The 14362-nt window shown below is 69.7% G+C and carries 14 protein-coding genes and 2 pseudogenes; 6 read left to right on the forward strand and 10 right to left on the reverse strand.

The annotated features are described in order from the left end of the window. Nucleotides 1-75: 75 nt before the first annotated feature. Nucleotides 76-455 (forward strand): annotated as a pseudogene (locus ACQEXA_RS49350) (WhiB family transcriptional regulator). 194 nt (nucleotides 456-649) lie between these two features. Beyond that, nucleotides 650-799 (forward strand): annotated as a pseudogene (locus ACQEXA_RS49355) (S1 family peptidase); the annotation flags it as partial. A 20-nt stretch (nucleotides 800-819) separates the two neighbouring features. On the opposite strand, the gene ACQEXA_RS49360 reads toward ACQEXA_RS49355, so the two are convergent. Together ACQEXA_RS49360 and ACQEXA_RS49365 are read right to left on the reverse strand one after the other, a co-directional pair. After that, the gene (locus ACQEXA_RS49360; RefSeq protein ID WP_432940042.1) at nucleotides 820-1011 is read right to left on the reverse strand and encodes a hypothetical protein; all 192 of its coding nucleotides are present in this window, start codon (nucleotides 1009-1011) and stop codon (nucleotides 820-822) included. A 275-nt stretch (nucleotides 1012-1286) separates the two neighbouring features. Then, complete coding sequence (locus ACQEXA_RS49365; RefSeq protein ID WP_432923680.1) at nucleotides 1287-1988, reverse strand: FadR/GntR family transcriptional regulator; 702 nt, start codon at nucleotides 1986-1988, stop codon at nucleotides 1287-1289. A gap of 256 nt (nucleotides 1989-2244) precedes the next feature. Here ACQEXA_RS49365 and ACQEXA_RS49370 point away from each other — a divergent pair, with 256 nt between their 5' ends. Together ACQEXA_RS49370 and ACQEXA_RS49375 are read left to right on the forward strand one after the other, a co-directional pair. Beyond that, entirely contained in the window at nucleotides 2245-3486 is a 1242-nt protein-coding gene (locus ACQEXA_RS49370; protein WP_433133137.1) for an aminotransferase class V-fold PLP-dependent enzyme, read from the forward strand. A 288-nt stretch (nucleotides 3487-3774) separates the two neighbouring features. Further along, on the forward strand, nucleotides 3775-4092 hold the full coding sequence (locus tag ACQEXA_RS49375; protein ID WP_359398441.1) for a hypothetical protein: 318 nt from the start codon (nucleotides 3775-3777) through the stop codon (nucleotides 4090-4092). An 89-nt stretch (nucleotides 4093-4181) separates the two neighbouring features. Here ACQEXA_RS49375 and ACQEXA_RS49380 read toward each other — a convergent pair whose 3' ends face one another. The 7 genes from ACQEXA_RS49380 to ACQEXA_RS49410 form a co-directional block, all read right to left on the reverse strand. Further along, nucleotides 4182-4664, reverse strand: a complete 483-nt coding sequence (locus tag ACQEXA_RS49380; protein WP_432923676.1) for a DUF6114 domain-containing protein — start codon at nucleotides 4662-4664, stop codon at nucleotides 4182-4184. Nucleotides 4665-4751: 87 nt separating this feature from the next. Next, nucleotides 4752-5375 (reverse strand): DUF6230 family protein, encoded by a 624-nt coding sequence (locus tag ACQEXA_RS49385; protein ID WP_432923674.1) that lies wholly within the window; start codon nucleotides 5373-5375, stop codon nucleotides 4752-4754. A 351-nt stretch (nucleotides 5376-5726) separates the two neighbouring features. Next, the gene (locus ACQEXA_RS49390) at nucleotides 5727-7076 is read right to left on the reverse strand and encodes a vWA domain-containing protein (protein ID WP_432938887.1); all 1350 of its coding nucleotides are present in this window, start codon (nucleotides 7074-7076) and stop codon (nucleotides 5727-5729) included. An 11-nt stretch (nucleotides 7077-7087) separates the two neighbouring features. Then, nucleotides 7088-7945: an AAA family ATPase gene (locus ACQEXA_RS49395; RefSeq protein ID WP_432938885.1), complete on the reverse strand. Its 858-nt coding sequence runs from the start codon at nucleotides 7943-7945 to the stop codon at nucleotides 7088-7090. 183 nt (nucleotides 7946-8128) lie between these two features. Beyond that, a complete protein-coding gene (locus ACQEXA_RS49400) occupies nucleotides 8129-8581 on the reverse strand; it encodes an SRPBCC family protein (protein WP_432923672.1) in 453 nt (150 codons plus the stop codon). Nucleotides 8582-8809: 228 nt separating this feature from the next. Next, on the reverse strand, nucleotides 8810-9874 hold the full coding sequence (locus ACQEXA_RS49405; RefSeq protein ID WP_433133139.1) for a YihY/virulence factor BrkB family protein: 1065 nt from the start codon (nucleotides 9872-9874) through the stop codon (nucleotides 8810-8812). A gap of 122 nt (nucleotides 9875-9996) precedes the next feature. Continuing rightward, nucleotides 9997-12402, reverse strand: a complete 2406-nt coding sequence (locus ACQEXA_RS49410) for a SpoIIE family protein phosphatase (RefSeq protein ID WP_433133141.1) — start codon at nucleotides 12400-12402, stop codon at nucleotides 9997-9999. 270 nt (nucleotides 12403-12672) lie between these two features. Between ACQEXA_RS49410 and ACQEXA_RS49415 the strand changes: the two genes are divergently transcribed. Together ACQEXA_RS49415 and ACQEXA_RS49420 are read left to right on the forward strand one after the other, a co-directional pair. Beyond that, complete coding sequence (locus ACQEXA_RS49415) at nucleotides 12673-12849, forward strand: hypothetical protein (RefSeq protein WP_432923666.1); 177 nt, start codon at nucleotides 12673-12675, stop codon at nucleotides 12847-12849. Between the two features lie 147 nt (nucleotides 12850-12996). Next, nucleotides 12997-13473, forward strand: coding sequence for a tautomerase family protein (locus ACQEXA_RS49420; RefSeq protein WP_432923664.1), 477 nt, complete (start codon nucleotides 12997-12999; stop codon nucleotides 13471-13473). A 56-nt stretch (nucleotides 13474-13529) separates the two neighbouring features. Here the strand turns inward: ACQEXA_RS49420 and ACQEXA_RS49425 are convergent, their stop codons facing one another. Further along, nucleotides 13530-14114, reverse strand: a complete 585-nt coding sequence (locus ACQEXA_RS49425) for a TetR/AcrR family transcriptional regulator (protein WP_433133143.1) — start codon at nucleotides 14112-14114, stop codon at nucleotides 13530-13532. Between the last annotated feature and the right edge of the window lie 248 nt (nucleotides 14115-14362).

Consider the following 14362-nt stretch of genomic DNA (forward strand, 5'->3'; position numbering starts at 1 on the left):
AGGAATTTCACTCGAAGGAGTGTGAAGGGGAAGTCGGGGTATTGCGAAGCCCATGGCAGTTGGGCGTAGCGTCCTATGCCACCGGCAGATAGCCGGGACTGCTGACAGGCCGGGCGGGGAGAGGGTGGCGCTGGATGAAGGCGGTTGACGACTGGGCCGAACGCGGGGCGTGCCGGGGATTGAACCCGGAGGAGTTGTTCGTCGAGGCTTCGGCTCAGCATCGGGTCAAAGCGGTGTGTGCGGGCTGCGCGGTGCGGACGGAGTGTCTGGCATTCGCCCTGGACCAGCGGATCGAGCACGGCGTATGGGGAGGGATGACCGAACGGGAGCGACGGTCGCTTCTGCGTCGTCGTCCGACGGTCACGTCCTGGAGGCGGTTGCTGGAGGCGGCGCGCACGGAGCACCAGAACCGTTCGCGAGGCGGCACGCCCACCGGCCGTCAGGTTTCTGCCTAATGATTTGACCGGGAAGGTCCGCCGGGCGCTCGCTCTCGTTCTCTGACGTCGCCCATGGACGACGTCAGAAGGCCTGCGATCATCATCCGCATGGCGTGCGACGTGTGTGGGAGCGAGTCGGCCCGGCACTGGCGGCTGCCCGCAACTCCGGTCGCAGGGGCGTGACGACCCGCCGGGGCGACTGTCCGGCGGAGACCACCTTCTGGCACTACGGCACGGTGCTGGCCAAGAACGAGACCGTCAACTGCAGCCAGGGTGCCGTGCACGAGGTGACGAAGACGACCGTGTGCACCGAACCAGGCGACTCCGGGGGCTCCTTCATCAGCTGCGATCCGGCTCGAGGAACGGCCCCGGTGCGGTCGCCTCAAAAGTCGAACGTGGCGTTCCTGAAGGCGATGACAATCACCACGAGGCCGAATACCCAGAGCCCGATCGCGCCGAGCATGGCGCCCGCGGCGGCAGGCACGCCGGTGCGACGGCCCAGCACCGTGGCGCCGGTCCAGCCGCACACGGCTCCGGCCGGCGGAGCGCCGCAGAGCAGCAGGGCGGCGTGCACCAGCGATTCCTTGGCCCGGTGATTGGCGACCCAGTCGGTGGTGCTCTTGAGCCGGAGCGCATCCTCGGCGGCCTACCAGAGCCAGCCGAACAGCGGCAGCAGGAGCACAGCGGTCACCACGAGGAAGGCGACAACGGTGCGGCGCGTCCGTCTGGCCGTCTCTGCGGAAAGATCCGTCATACGGAGCATCGTGCTGCGGCGTCGCCGCGCCGTGCCATCCGTATGCGTACTCAGTCGCGTAGCTCGTTCCGGCCGCAGAGCGGCCGACGCAGCCGTCAGTCGCGAACGTCGTCGTCCTCCACGGAGGGCATGAAGGCGCGCAACCAGCGCTCCGTCTGGGCGACATGGGCCTGTGCGGCGCCTGCGGCCGCGACGGGGTCGCGGTCGGCGATGGCATCGGCCAGGACGCGGTGGTCCTGGTCGCTCTTGCTGCGCAGCCGAGGGCCCTCGGGGAGCGTGAAGACCCGGTACTTGCCCGAGCGGGCGCGGAAGACCGACAGCAGGGACGCCAGGGTGGGATTGCCGCCGATCCGGGCGATCTCCGCGTGGAAGCGATGGTCGAGTTCCGCGGCCTCGGCGGGGTCGTCGGTGGCCTCCATCGCCTCGATGAGCGAGTAGAGCCCACGCACCGTCTCCGGCGTGCTGCGCGCGGCGGCCTGCGCCGCGACGTGAGCCTCCAGTACCCGCCGGATCTCGTAGACCTCCAGCAGGCCGGTCAGGGGGAGGAGCTCGAAGGTCAGCGCGAGACTGCCGATGACGTCCTCGGGCCGCAGCTGGGAGACGTACGTGCCCGATCCGTGGCGCGGCTCGATCACCCCCAGGGCGGCGAGCATCCGTACGGCTTCGCGCAGGGAACCTCGTGAGACGCCCAGCTCCTCACACAGCTCGCCCTCGGGCGGAATGCGCTCACCCGGGCCGAGACGCCCCGCCGCGATCATGTGCCGTAGCCCGTGGAACGCCTTCTCGACTGCGGACATCCCACTCCTCTCGCCGCTGTGTGGGCTGCGGCTCGCACCCCTGAGGGACTGCGACGTCGTCGCCGGAGCCCCTCGGCACTGTAGCGAGTCATCAGATGTCTTGGGCGGGTCAAGCAGGAGTCGTCCGATGAAGTTCCACTTCAGCCGCTTGCGTCCAGGGAAACGGCGATGACAGGATCCCCAGGTCGTCATACGTCTCTCTGGAAGAGTCCGGTGCACCGCATCGGACATTCCGGCTCGAAGGATCGGGAGTCAAGTGAGCGGGACCGAGGTCACCACCGCGCCGCACCCCCTGCTACTGGCCGACGGCAGGCCTGCCGCCGAGGCGTGGTCGCTGGACCCCGCCCTGAAGCACCTGAACCACGGTTCGTTCGGCGCGGTCCCCCTTGTGGCACAGGCACGGCAGCAGGAACTGCGCGCCGAGATGGAACGCTCACCCGTGGTCTGGTTCCCTGCGCAGCCGCAGCGGATCGCCGAGACCCGGTCCGAGCTCGCCGCCTTTCTCGGTGTGTCCGCCGACGATCTCGCGCTGGTGCCGAACGCGAGCGCCGGCGCCAGCGTCGTGTTCGCGGGACTCGAGCGGCGCCGTGGCGGGGAGATCGTCGTCACCGACCACGGCTACGGTGCCGTCACCATGGGCGCCGAGCGGCTGGCGCGCCGCTGGGGCGGCCGGGTCCGCACCGCCCGGGTGCCGCTGGACGTGGACGAGGAGCAGGCGTACGAGGCCGTGATCGCGGAGATCGGGGAGGCCACCGACCTCGTCGTCCTCGACCACATCACGTCGGCCACCGCCCGCCTGATGCCGGTGGACCGGATCGGCGAGGCGGCCCGGCAGCGGGGGATACCGCTGCTCGTGGACGGCGCGCACGCGCCCGGTCTGCTTGCCGCGCCCCTCGCCGGCGTCAGCTGTGACTTCTGGGTCGGCAACCTGCACAAATGGGGCTGCGCGCCGCGCGGCACCGCGGCGCTGATCGCCCGGGGGCCGCAGCACGACAGCCTCTACCCCCTGATCGACTCCTGGGGTGCCGCCGATCCCTACCCCGACCGCTTCGACCAGCAGGGCACCCTGGATGCCACCGCCTACCTGGCGGCACCGACAGCGCTGGACTTCATCGAGCGCACCTGGGGCTGGCAGGCCGCCCGCCAGTACATGGACGAGCTGGCCGACTACGCCGCACACGTGATCGGCACCGCGTTCGCCGACCTGACCGGGGTCGGCGGCACCGTCGACGTCGGTATGCCCGTCCCCGGCATGCGGCTGGTGCGGCTGCCGGACGGTCTGGGCACATCCCGTGTCGCGGCCGACGCGCTGCGTGACCGGGTGGCCGGAGAACTGGACGTGGAAGCCGCCTTCACCAGCTTCGACGGCATCGGATACATGCGGCTGTCCGCCCATGTCTACAACACCGCCGCGGACTACGAGTACTTCGCCGAGTCCTGTGTCCCCGTCCTCGGCCGGTGGGCTCGCGAGGCCCGCGAGCAGCACCGCACGGCGTAGCGGCGCGGCATCGCATCGGAGCGGGACCGGCTCGGGGCGCATGCGGGGGGAACAGCCCGGCTCCATTCCTCGGCGCGCGGCCGCGCTGGGGCCCCGACCGGGTCGGCCCGCTGTTCGCTGCGCCGTCGGGCCGGCTGCCCGACCGGGGTGTCGACGGGCTGCCGCCGGCCCCTTCGGCGGGCACGGCGCCGCCCCGCGTGCGCGATGACCGGTTACGGACTGTCCTCGGGCGACGTGGCCGAGGCCGGGAACTGGGTACGCGGTGTAAGAGCCGAACGAGGGAGCGACATGACGACGTACGTGATCACCGTGCCCGGCACCTTCACCGGCCCCATCGCACCCGGTACGAGAGCCGACCTGGTCCGGGCCCTGCGCCCGGCCGATCCGCACCACACCCAGAAGGGGAACGAGGAGGACCTCGACATCCTCACCGTGAACGAGGACAACACCTTCACCATGCGCCTCACCGTCGAGGCGGACAGCGGACCCCACGCCGAGCAGGACGCCCAGCACCTCGCGGGTTCCGCTCTGCGTGCCGCGGGGCTGGACGAAGCCAGCGCCCCCCTGGGGCCGTCGGTGATCACCGGCATCGACTCCGACATCTGAGAAGCCGCCGGTGTCGGCCCCAGACGGCGGGCCACCCGTGGATCCTTCATGCGCCGGTCGTGCGAGCCCGTGGCGCACGACCGGCGGGGTCACGGACGTCCTTGCTCTTTTCCTGCCGGTACGGGGGTGGCTGCCGGATGCGCTGAGGGCGGCGGCTCGGCGGCGCCCGTGGGCGGAGCCCAGGCGCAGGCCAGGGAACCACCGATCAGGCCGAAGAACAGGCCGAAGAACAGGCCCCCGAAATTCGCAACGGGAAGCGAGATGAGGGCGAGCAGCAGGGTCGCGATCCCGGCGAACACACGGACCTCCTGGTGGAACCAGAGAGAGATGCCCAAGGTCATGAGCAGGACTCCGATGACCAGGGACGCCGCCCCGGACGTGGTGGAGAGCGCCAGCGCGATGCCCTGCAGACTCAGGTGCGTGTAGGGGAAGTACATGATGGGCAGTCCCGCCGTGAGGGTGAACAGCCCTGCCCAGAAGGGCCGCTCGCCCCGCCACACCCAGAATCTGCGCCGGATGCCGGAGACGGTGGCGCGTAGTCCCGAGCCTGTTTCGAACGGATCAAAGAACACGTGTGCTCTCCGTGGTGGGGGGACGGACAGGACATGCGGTGAGCGGGCGCCGACGCGCGCATGTGCCCGTGCCGGGGCGGCACGGGGTCAGAAGCAGTTGTGGCTGCCTGGCTCGATCTGCACGTTGAGGCCGGGGATGTCGAGCGTGGCGGCCGATACCGCGACCGAGGTCACGCGTACGTTGGTGAGGTCGATGGAATCGGCCTGCTGGGCGAAGACGTTGGGGTCGAAGAACCGCGAGTTTCTGTCTCCCGGATTGATCGGCCCTTTCGTGACCGAGCCCGCCGCCACACCGATGTCGATGTTGTTGCTGTTCGCCTGATCGGCCGAGATCGAGGTCGCGTCGATGAACAGGTTCGTCGCCTCGACCCGGCTGCGGTCACCGCCGGTGAGCAAGAGGGTGTAGGTACCCAGTACCGGGACCGGGAGATTCACGGACAGGCACAGCCGGCTGATGTTCGCTTGCCGGAACCCCAGGACCACGACCGGCACGAGCGTGCCCTTCCTGGCCACGTCGACCATGGGATAGAGGGCCAGGCCACGGGCGTTGAGCTTGTTCGCGGCGACCTGGAAACGCTGGCCCGAGATGAAGAACGACGCGGCCAGCGCTCCTTGTGCCATACCGATGCACAGTGCCGCCGCGGCGGCGACGCCCGTGACGAGAAACGCGGCGAAGCGCCTCCAGCAAGTCCGGCCGGAGCGATGCAGCATTACGCCTCCTCCGTCGCGCAGGTGGCTCCACCCGTACCGGACAAATGCGGGCGAGGTGCTGGTGCCGTCACGGAGTCTAGACTTCCGGGCACGATGGCCGACGGCACGTCAGGTCGGCCGGCCGAGTGATATGCACGCTCGGCGCCGGTTACGACTGCCCCGGCGTCGACCGCGTTGAGCGGCAGAAACAGGTCCGCAGACACTCCGCGCCGGCGCAACACGGCCTTGACCGGCAGTCATCTTGCGCGGGGGATCGGCGCGGACAGGCGTCTGGCCGTCCGTCTCGCCCGGTCCACATGGGTCCGGGGCATCCACATCACCCACGCCGGGGGAGCCGGTGTCGGGATGTGGTCACACGGGCAGCAGCCGAGAGATCAGCGCACTGAGCTGCCGGGCGTTGCGGCACTCGTACATCTCGACGAGCGCGGCGTAGTCGGGCGCGGCGGAGTCGCCCGTGCCCCACTGGGAACGTGCCTCGGGGTTCAGCCAGTACACACGGCGGGCCCGTTCGGAGATGTGCCGAACCGCCGGCAGATTCGGGTCACTCATGTTCGTACGAGCGTCACCGAGGACGAACACGGTCGTACGGGAACCGACCGCGTCGGCGTATCGCTCCGTGAACTCGCCGAACGCGACACCGTAGTCGCTGCTGCCGTGCCATCCCGTCACCGCCGCCTGCGACAGGATTCCGGCACTGAGGTGGCCGGGATCCGCCGCGCCGCGCACCAGAAGCCCCGTGACCTCGTCGACGCGGTTGACGAAGGCGAAGACCCGGACCTTGCTGAACTGGTCGTGCAACGCCTGCACCAAGAGCATCGTGAAGTCGGAGAATCCCGACACCGAACCCGACACATCGCACAGCAGCACCAGTTCGGGCCGGACGGGGCGGCGCCGGCGCAGTACGGGATGCATCGGGACGCCGCCCGTCGACAGTGAGGCACGCAGGGTGCGCCGCAGATCGATGGTGCCCCGGGCGGCACGACGACGGCGGGCCGCGAGCCGGGTGGCCAGCTTGCGAGCGAGTGGCTGAACCACCCTGCGCAGCTCGGCGAGCTGATCCCGTCCGGCGAAGAGGAAGTCGACCCGGTCGGGGGTCGGGGCGACCGCGCGCCGGGCGATCTCGTCCCTGCCGCGGCGCTCGGCGACCCGGCGCCGCGCCTCGGCGGCGACCTGAGCGCGGAAGACCTCGATGCGCCTGCGGATCTCGTCCTCCAGCAGCCGGTCGGTGAACCCCGACGCCCCGGACTGCGCCCTGACGGCGTCCCGGACGCGAGCCAGCAGCGTCTGCGGGCGCAGCCGGTCGAGCGTCTGGTACGACGACCAGCCGTCCGAGCCCGGTGAGGCGCCGTAACCACCGAAGCCGCTCACCGCCTCGGTCGCCAACCGTGCCGTCATCGCCTCGTCGCCGGCCGCGAGGGCGGCGGCGAGCCGTTCCCGCAGTGCTTCCCGGTCCGGGGTCGCGTCTGCGCCCGGTGTCCCGACACGGCTGGGAAAGTACACGTCGAAGACCGGATCGAAGACGCGGCGCTGCGTCTCCCCGTGCAGCAGTGTGGCGGCCAGTCCCTCACGCAGCAGCTCGCGGTCCGTCAGGCCGAGTGCCTCCAGAGCCCGCGCGGCGTCCACGGTCTCGCCGGTGCCGATCCGCAGGCCGTGCGAGCGGAGCGCGCCGACGAGCCCCGCCAGCCGCTCCGCCACCCCCACGTCCGGGGAGTTCACACGGCGTCCAGGTCGAGCTTGGCGGCCGCCTTGAGTACGTCGTCCTGGTGCTTGAGCAGCACTCCGAGGCTGTCACGTACGACGGTCTCGTCGAGAGTGTCCGCCCCGAGTGCCAGCAGGGTGCGCGCCCAGTCGATGGTCTCGGCGACCGACGGGACCTTCCGCAGATCCATCGCACGCAGCGCCCCCACGACGCGCACCACGGACTCCGTCAGGGCCTGGTCGAGGCCCGGCACCTTCAGCCGGACGATGCTGCGCTCCAATTCCTCCTCGGGAAAGCCGATGTGGAGGAAGAGGCAGCGGCGGCGCAGCGCTTCCGACAACTCGCGGCTCGCGTTCGAGGTGAGCACGACGAACGGACGGCTCGTGGCGGTGATCGTCCCCAGTTCCGGGACGGTGATCTGGAAGTCGCTGAGCACTTCGAGCAGCAGACCCTCCACCTCGACGTCGGCCTTGTCGGTCTCGTCGATCAGCAGGACCTTCGGCCCGTCGCCCCGGATCGCGGTCAGCAGGGGACGCGCCAGCAGGAACTCCTCGCTGAAGATGTCCGTACGCGTCTCGTCCCAGGTCTCGTCACGGCCCGCGCTGATGCGCAGCAGTTGCTTGGCGTGGTTCCACTCGTACAGCGCCCGTGATTCGTCGACGCCTTCGTAGCACTGCAACCGGACCAGCCGGGCCCCGGCGACCTGGGCGACGGCCTTGGCGAGTTCCGTCTTGCCGACCCCCGCCGGGCCCTCCACCAGCAGCGGCTTGCCGAGCCGGTCGGCCAGGAAGACCGTCGTGGCGACCGCGGGGGAGGCCAGATACCCGGTCTCGGCGAGGCGCGCGGATACGTCGTCGACGGATGTGAACAACAACGTGGCCTCCAGCCGGGACGACGCATCTGACGCACTCACTATCTAAGCGCTTGCTCATGCGTTCTGTCACGTGTGACGCAGCCCACGCCATGCCGGACTACGGCCACTCGGCCGGCAGCCGAAGAGGGCGGTGCCCTGGTGGAGGTCCAGGGCACCGCCCTCTCGGGCGACGAGGTGAGGTCAGACCTCGCCGCGCCAGGCGCCGGTTTCCACGCCGCCGCGCTGCTCGATGAAGTTCTTGAACCGCTTGAGGTCTCCCGTGACCCGCCGGTTCACGACGCCGAGCTTGTCGCCCACGGACTCGGCCAGGCCCTCGGGCTCGTAGGCCATCTGCAGCATGACCTTGGTGCGGTCCGCGGCCAGGCGGTGGAAGGTGACGACGCCGGCCTGCTTGGCCTCGCCGTCCACGGTGGTCCAGGCGACCCGCTCGTCGGGGATCTGCTCGGTGATCTCCGCGTCGAACTCCCGCTGCACACCGCCGATCTTCGTCACCCAGTGGGTGAGAGTGTCGCTGCGCTGCTCGATGCGCTCCACGCCGTCCATGAACGCGGGGAAGGTCTCGAACTGGGTCCACTGGTTGTACGCCGTGCGGACCGGGACATTGACCTCGATGGACTCCTCGACCTGCGACATGCCGAAGCCCCCTTTTCATGGTGTCGATGGTTTGACGCCCGGCTCGGTGCCGGACCGTGTGCCACGGAAACGCTCACTCGCGGGCCACTGCCCGACCCGGTGAGCCGATCGCCGGTGGCGGGCCCGGGGGAGCGGGTCCTTGCCGCACCGGTTCCAGGGCGCTTCGACAGCGGGTATCCCGGGGTCGGCAACCCATGCCCGACGCCATCCCGGCGTCTGCCGCGGAGCTCAGATCTCGCCCAGGCGGCGCAGGTCCTCCTCGTCCCAGTTCCTGGTGTCGCGCGGTTGGGTGTACGGCTCCGCCTCCGAGGGGAGGCCGCCGGCGATCGCCCGCTGCCGTACGGTCTCCGCGTCGAACTCCAGACCCAGCAGGACGGCCAGGTTGCTGATCCACAGCCAAACGAGGAAGACGATGACTCCGGCCATGGTGCCGTACGTCTTGTTGTACGAGGCGAAGTTGGCGACGTACAGCGCGAAACCGGCGGACGCGGCCAGCCAGATCAGCAGGGCCAGGACACTGCCCGGCGTGACCCACCGGAAGCCCTTGACCTTGGCGTTGGGGCTCGCCCAGTAGAGGATGGCGATCATCACGGTGACGAGAATGACCAGGACGGGCCACTTGGCGACCGACCACACCGTCAGCGCGGTGTCCCCGATACCGAGCGCGGCTCCCGCCTGACGCGCGATGCCGCCGGTGAAGACGACGATCAACGCGCTGACGACAGCCAGCACCATCAGCACGATCGTCACGCCCACGCGCACCGGCAGGATCTTCCACACCGGTCGGCCCTCCGGCATGTCGTAGACGGCGTTCGCCGAGCGGATGAAGGCGGCGACATAACCGGAGGCCGACCAGACGGCCAGCACAAGACCGACGATCGCCATGAGGGAGCCGGTACCCGCATGGCTCTGCAGCTGTTCCACGGACCGGGTGATGATGTCCCTGGCCGATCCCGGAGCGAGATGGCGCAGGTTCGCCAGTACCTTGTCGGTCGCCGACTTGTCGGCGATGCCCAGGAGCGAGACCAGCACCAGCAGCGCCGGGAACAGCGACAGCACCCCGTAGTACGTCAGCCCGGCGGCCCGGTCGGTGAGTTCGTCGTCCTTGAACTCCCGCAAGCTCCCCGTCAGCACCTTGCCCCACGCCCGCTTGGGCAGCTTCGTCGGACGGTCGGGCGCCGACTCCTCGACCTCCGGCCCCGGCCCGGCCTCTTCCGGGTCCGGCACACCACGGGCCGGTGCCTGCTCGTCACTGTGATGGGCTTTTCGCCCTGGAACATGCATCTTCGCCATGGCCGCCGGGTATCCCCGGACCACGGCCTTACGCTCAGGCTCGCCCATGAGTGCCGACGCCGGCGCCGCCGGCCGGGATGCGCGATACGCAAACGGTGGGCGGATGAGCGGCGGTGGAACGCCTACCCCGAAGCGCCGCCGCCACTGCCAGGACCGATGGAAGGTGTGGCGTCGCGCTTGGCGTGTGCGACCGGGAGTTGCAGCTCCGCCCATACCGTCTTGCCCGTGCCGGTGTAGCGGGTGCCCCAGCGCTGGGCCACCTGCGCGACCAGGAACAGACCTCGCCCCCCTTCGTCGGTGACGTGTGAACGTCGCATATGAGGAGCCGTGTTGCTGGTGTCCGACACCTCGCATATGAGGCTGCGATCCCGGATCAGGCGAAGGCCGATCGGCCCGGAGGCATGCCTGATGGCGTTGGTGACCAGTTCACTCACGATGAGCTCGGTGGTGAAGGCGAGGCGCTCCAGGCCCCACGCCGTCAGCTGACGGGCGGCCTTGCCGCGTACCTCGTGCACGGCCCGGGGGTCGGCCGGTACCTCCCAGGAGGTGAAGCGGTCGGAGGTGAGGATGTGCGTGCGGGCGATCAGAAAGGCGACGTCGTCATGCGGGTGGTCCGGTAGCAGGGTGCGGACCATCGTGTCGCAGATCTCCTCCAGCGGCCGATCAGGATGGGCCAGCGCGAAGCACAGCCGCTCGAAGCCGACGTCGACATCGCGGTCCGACGCCTCGATCAGGCCATCGGTGTAGAGCGCGATGACGCTCCCCTCCTCCACCTCGATCTCCGCCGACTCGAAGGGCAGGCCACCCAGCCCCAGTGGAGGTCCGGCGGGGATGTCCGGGAACTCGACGGGCTCACGCAGATGGGCGATGGCGGGGCTTGGATGTCCGGCGCGCGCCACGTTGAGCTTCCTCGAGATCGGGTCGTACACGGCGTAGACGCACGTCGCTCCGATCACCAGCGGACCGTCCGTGGCCGCTTCCGCCTCGTCCGCCAGGCGCAGAACGAGGTCGTCGACCTGGGCCAGGAGCTCGTCGGGCGGCAGATCCAGATCGGCGAGCGTCTGCACGGCCGCCCGGAGACGGCCCATGCTCGCCGCGGCATGGATGCCGTGGCCGATGACATCACCCACCACCAGCGCGACCCGTGCACCGGACAGGGGAATGACATCGAACCAGTCGCCTCCGACGCCGGCCTCGGCATCGGCCGGCAGATAGCGGTACGCGATCTCGACAGCGCTGGAGTCGGGCAGGTCGGGTGGCAGCAGGCTGGTCTGGAGAGTGAGCGCGACGTTGTGCTCGCGAGCGAACCGCCGGGCGTTGTCCACACACACCGCCGCCCGGGCCACCAACTCCTCGATGAGCAGCAGGTCGTCCTCGTCGAACGCGTTCGGGTTCTCCCAACGCAGCACGGTGACCACTCCCATGGTCACTCCCCGGGCCACGAGCGGGACCGACAGGTGCGAGTGCACGCCGAGTCGGCGCAGTGTCTCCAAGCGCAGCGGATCCTCGGTGAGCCACGATGTCGTGGGGGCCAGCACCGCGTCGAGGACCGACCGCCCGGCCTTCAGACAGCGCTGTTGAGGGGACCTCGGCGGGTACCTGGTCGGTTCCCCGATGGCCACGACCACTTCCGGTAGATCCTTGTGGATCGAGAGATGGGCCGCCCGCGTGAGGGTGCCCCCGGTCGCTGACCCCGTTGTGAGGTCCGCGGGGGCGAAGCCGCCCTGGAAGAGGTCGATCGCCACGAAATCGGCCAGCTGGGGCACCAGCACTTCAGCCAACTCGTTGACCGTACAGTCGAGATCCAGCGTGCTGCCGATGCGATGCCCCGCCTCGTTGATCAACGCGAGCCGCTCGCGCGCTCCGTCCCGCGCTGTGGCGGCAGCGGAGGTGGGGCGCGGAGGGAGCGTCTTCCCCTCCGGAGCCGTCGCCGGCAGTCCGAAGGTGGGCTTCACGGGCGCCGAGAGCAGCAACGGCGTGCCCTGCCCGCTTCGAGCCGGCGCCGTCTGCCCGGACTCCCCGGCAGACGTCGTCAGAGGGGGCGGGTGCGACCGCAGCAGGTCTTCCATGCCCTGCGGCACGCGGTCCTCCCCGTGGCCCGAGTGCTCGACATCGCCGACGATGCCTGCCGTCACCGCCCATTCCAGCAGGCGGCCCATCACCGTCTGCTCCTGCTCCCACTTGTGCGATGCGCTGATGTCGCAGGCAACGAACAGCCAGCTGGACCCCTCCCCGGTGCGCAGCGGGCATGCGCGCAGTGCGAGTTCGATCCGATGCCCCGCACAGTGACGTGCGGTGACCACGCTCTCCCAGCCGTCCCCGACCCGCCGCCCTTCGGCCAGTGCGGACGAGAGCGCTTCTTCGCTCGCCAGCAGCGACGTCACGGGCCGCCGAAGCACACCAGCCGCCGAATAGCCGAGCAAAGCCTGTGCCCTGCGGCTCCAGTACTGGATCAAGCCGTAGGCGTCCACCAGGGCGACGGCGGCGGAAGTGATGCCGAGCGGATCGCCCCGATGTTCGTGCGCCATGTCCGTAAAACCCATGCTGCACGACCGTTCATGGGCGGGGGTTTCCTCGGACCACCGTCTCATATCGACCCCGATGTGTCGCAGCACCCGGCTTCCCGCTCCCGCGTCTTGAGTGTCCTGATGTGTTCTCCGCGAGCCCTGCGACCGGCAGGTGCCATGCCTCCCGGGCGTGCGCCGCCGCCTTCCGGGCGGGATTGCGGGGCCGGCTGCTGTCGCCCTGCGGGTGTCCGAGGAGGACCATGGGAGATGAGCGGAAAAGGGAGACCCACCATGTCGAACCGAGCCTCGGAATACGATGCAGGGCTGTACTCCCGCACCCCCTCCCAGGCCGAGGGCGAGCGCGATGAACCATCCGAGCGCGCGGTCACGGAGCAGCACCCCGACGTCCCCAGGAGCGAACCGTCCCAGGCTGAGGGCGAGCGGGTGGACGACGTCGGGACGGCATGACCGTCGCTGACCGACACGGCCGTCGGCTCGTGGCACCAATACGAGTTCGCTTCGTGCCGGTGCGGGGAGAGACGTCCGCAACCGGGATATGACACTCGTTATAACGATGTACGCTGCCTCCTATAACGATCGTTATAGGAGGCAGCGGTGACCGTCATCACCGTGAACAGCGCCAAGGGGCGTCTGAGTCTGGAGCAGCGCCGGAAGCTGGCCGAGACGCTGACGGATGCGGTGCTGGTCCCCGAGGTAGGCCGGTTCGCCCAGCCGGCCCGGGTCGGCTTCCAGGTGCACTTCGTCGAGCGCGAGCACGACATGCTGGCCATCGGCGGCCGGCTCCTCACGGATGCCGAACAGGACCCCGACGTCATGCTGATCGACGTGGCGGTCATGGACGGCGACTGGCGCCAGGAGGTCAGGGCCGAGGTCATCGAGCGCACTCTGGCCGCCATGACCGAGGCCTGTGGCGTGGACGAGCCGTCGCCGGCGTGGTGGGTCAACTTCCGTGTGATCGACGAGGGCAGCTGGGGATCGCGTGGCGGCGTGCTGTCCCCTCTGTCCCTCCTCGAGAGCGGCGTTTTCACCGAGGAGAAGGCCAAGGCGATCCGCGTCGCACTCGGCGGCTGAGGGAAGAGCTGCCGGTCCCTCGGCCGTTCGGCCAGGGGCCGGGTGCGGGACGCGGTTCAGCTCGTGGTCGCCCTCGCGACGAGCGCCAGGAGCTGCTCGGAGGTGCGGTCGAGGGGCTGGGTGCTGCGCTTGGCGCGGCACATGGCCACGGTCCCCTCGACCGCCGCGACGATGAGCGTGGCGAGCTGGGCGGCGTGCTCGGCATCGGCGCCGTGTTCACGCAGGGAAGCGGCCAGCAGGGTCTCCCAGTCCTCGAAGACCTCGGCCGCGGCCGCCAGGGCGGGCGGGATCTCCTCGGTCGGGGGTTCCTCGATGGAGACGGCCAGGACGGGGCAGCCGGCGTGGAAGTCGGTGTCGACGACGATCTTGCGCCACAGTGCGAGGAACGCCTTGAGCCCGGCGGTGGGGCCCGCCTGGAGTTCCTTGCGCAGACTCCTGGCGATGGTTTCCCCGGTGTGGCGGATCGCCTCGGTGGCCAGTTGCTGCTTGCCTTCGGGGAAGTAGTGGTACGTGGAGCCGAGCGGAGCCTTGGCGTGTTTGGCCATCTCCCGGATGCTGGTGGCGCTCAGACCCCGTCGGCTGATCATGTCGGCGGCGCCCGCCACGATCCGCTCGCGGGCCTGCGGACTCGTTCTGGTCACGCGGGCACCCCCTCTGGCTATAACGACCGTCATAGTCTAGCGTGACGCCCGCCCATAACGACTGTCATAGAGCTTCGCGACGACGAGGAGTGAGCTGCCGTGCCGATGATCCGGCTGACCGCCCCGACCGGTTCACCGGGTTCCTCCGAGGATGCCCCGGCCTTCAGGCCGGGGAGGAATCGGACTCCTGCGGAGCAGGACGGGAAATAGGGGTTTCGCCTCCAGGGCGAAAGACCGTCCACCCGCGA

This window comes from Streptomyces sp. CA-106110 (genome assembly GCF_050936285.1).
Lineage (GTDB): Bacteria > Actinomycetota > Actinomycetes > Streptomycetales > Streptomycetaceae > Streptomyces.

What these genes read in the sequence shown, in the direction of transcription:
- ACQEXA_RS49365 (WP_432923680.1), bottom strand. Translation starts at nt 1,988, where the DNA reads ATGTCCGCAGTCGAGAAGGCGTTCCACGGGCTACGGCACATGATCGCG.
- ACQEXA_RS49375 (WP_359398441.1), top strand. Translation starts at nt 3,775, where the DNA reads ATGACGACGTACGTGATCACCGTGCCCGGCACCTTCACCGGCCCCATC.
- ACQEXA_RS49385 (WP_432923674.1), bottom strand. Translation starts at nt 5,375, where the DNA reads ATGCTGCATCGCTCCGGCCGGACTTGCTGGAGGCGCTTCGCCGCGTTT.
- ACQEXA_RS49400 (WP_432923672.1), bottom strand. Translation starts at nt 8,581, where the DNA reads ATGTCGCAGGTCGAGGAGTCCATCGAGGTCAATGTCCCGGTCCGCACG.
- ACQEXA_RS49405 (WP_433133139.1), bottom strand. Translation starts at nt 9,874, where the DNA reads ATGGCGAAGATGCATGTTCCAGGGCGAAAAGCCCATCACAGTGACGAG.
- ACQEXA_RS49410 (WP_433133141.1), bottom strand. Translation starts at nt 12,402, where the DNA reads ATGGCGCACGAACATCGGGGCGATCCGCTCGGCATCACTTCCGCCGCC.
- ACQEXA_RS49415 (WP_432923666.1), top strand. Translation starts at nt 12,673, where the DNA reads ATGTCGAACCGAGCCTCGGAATACGATGCAGGGCTGTACTCCCGCACC.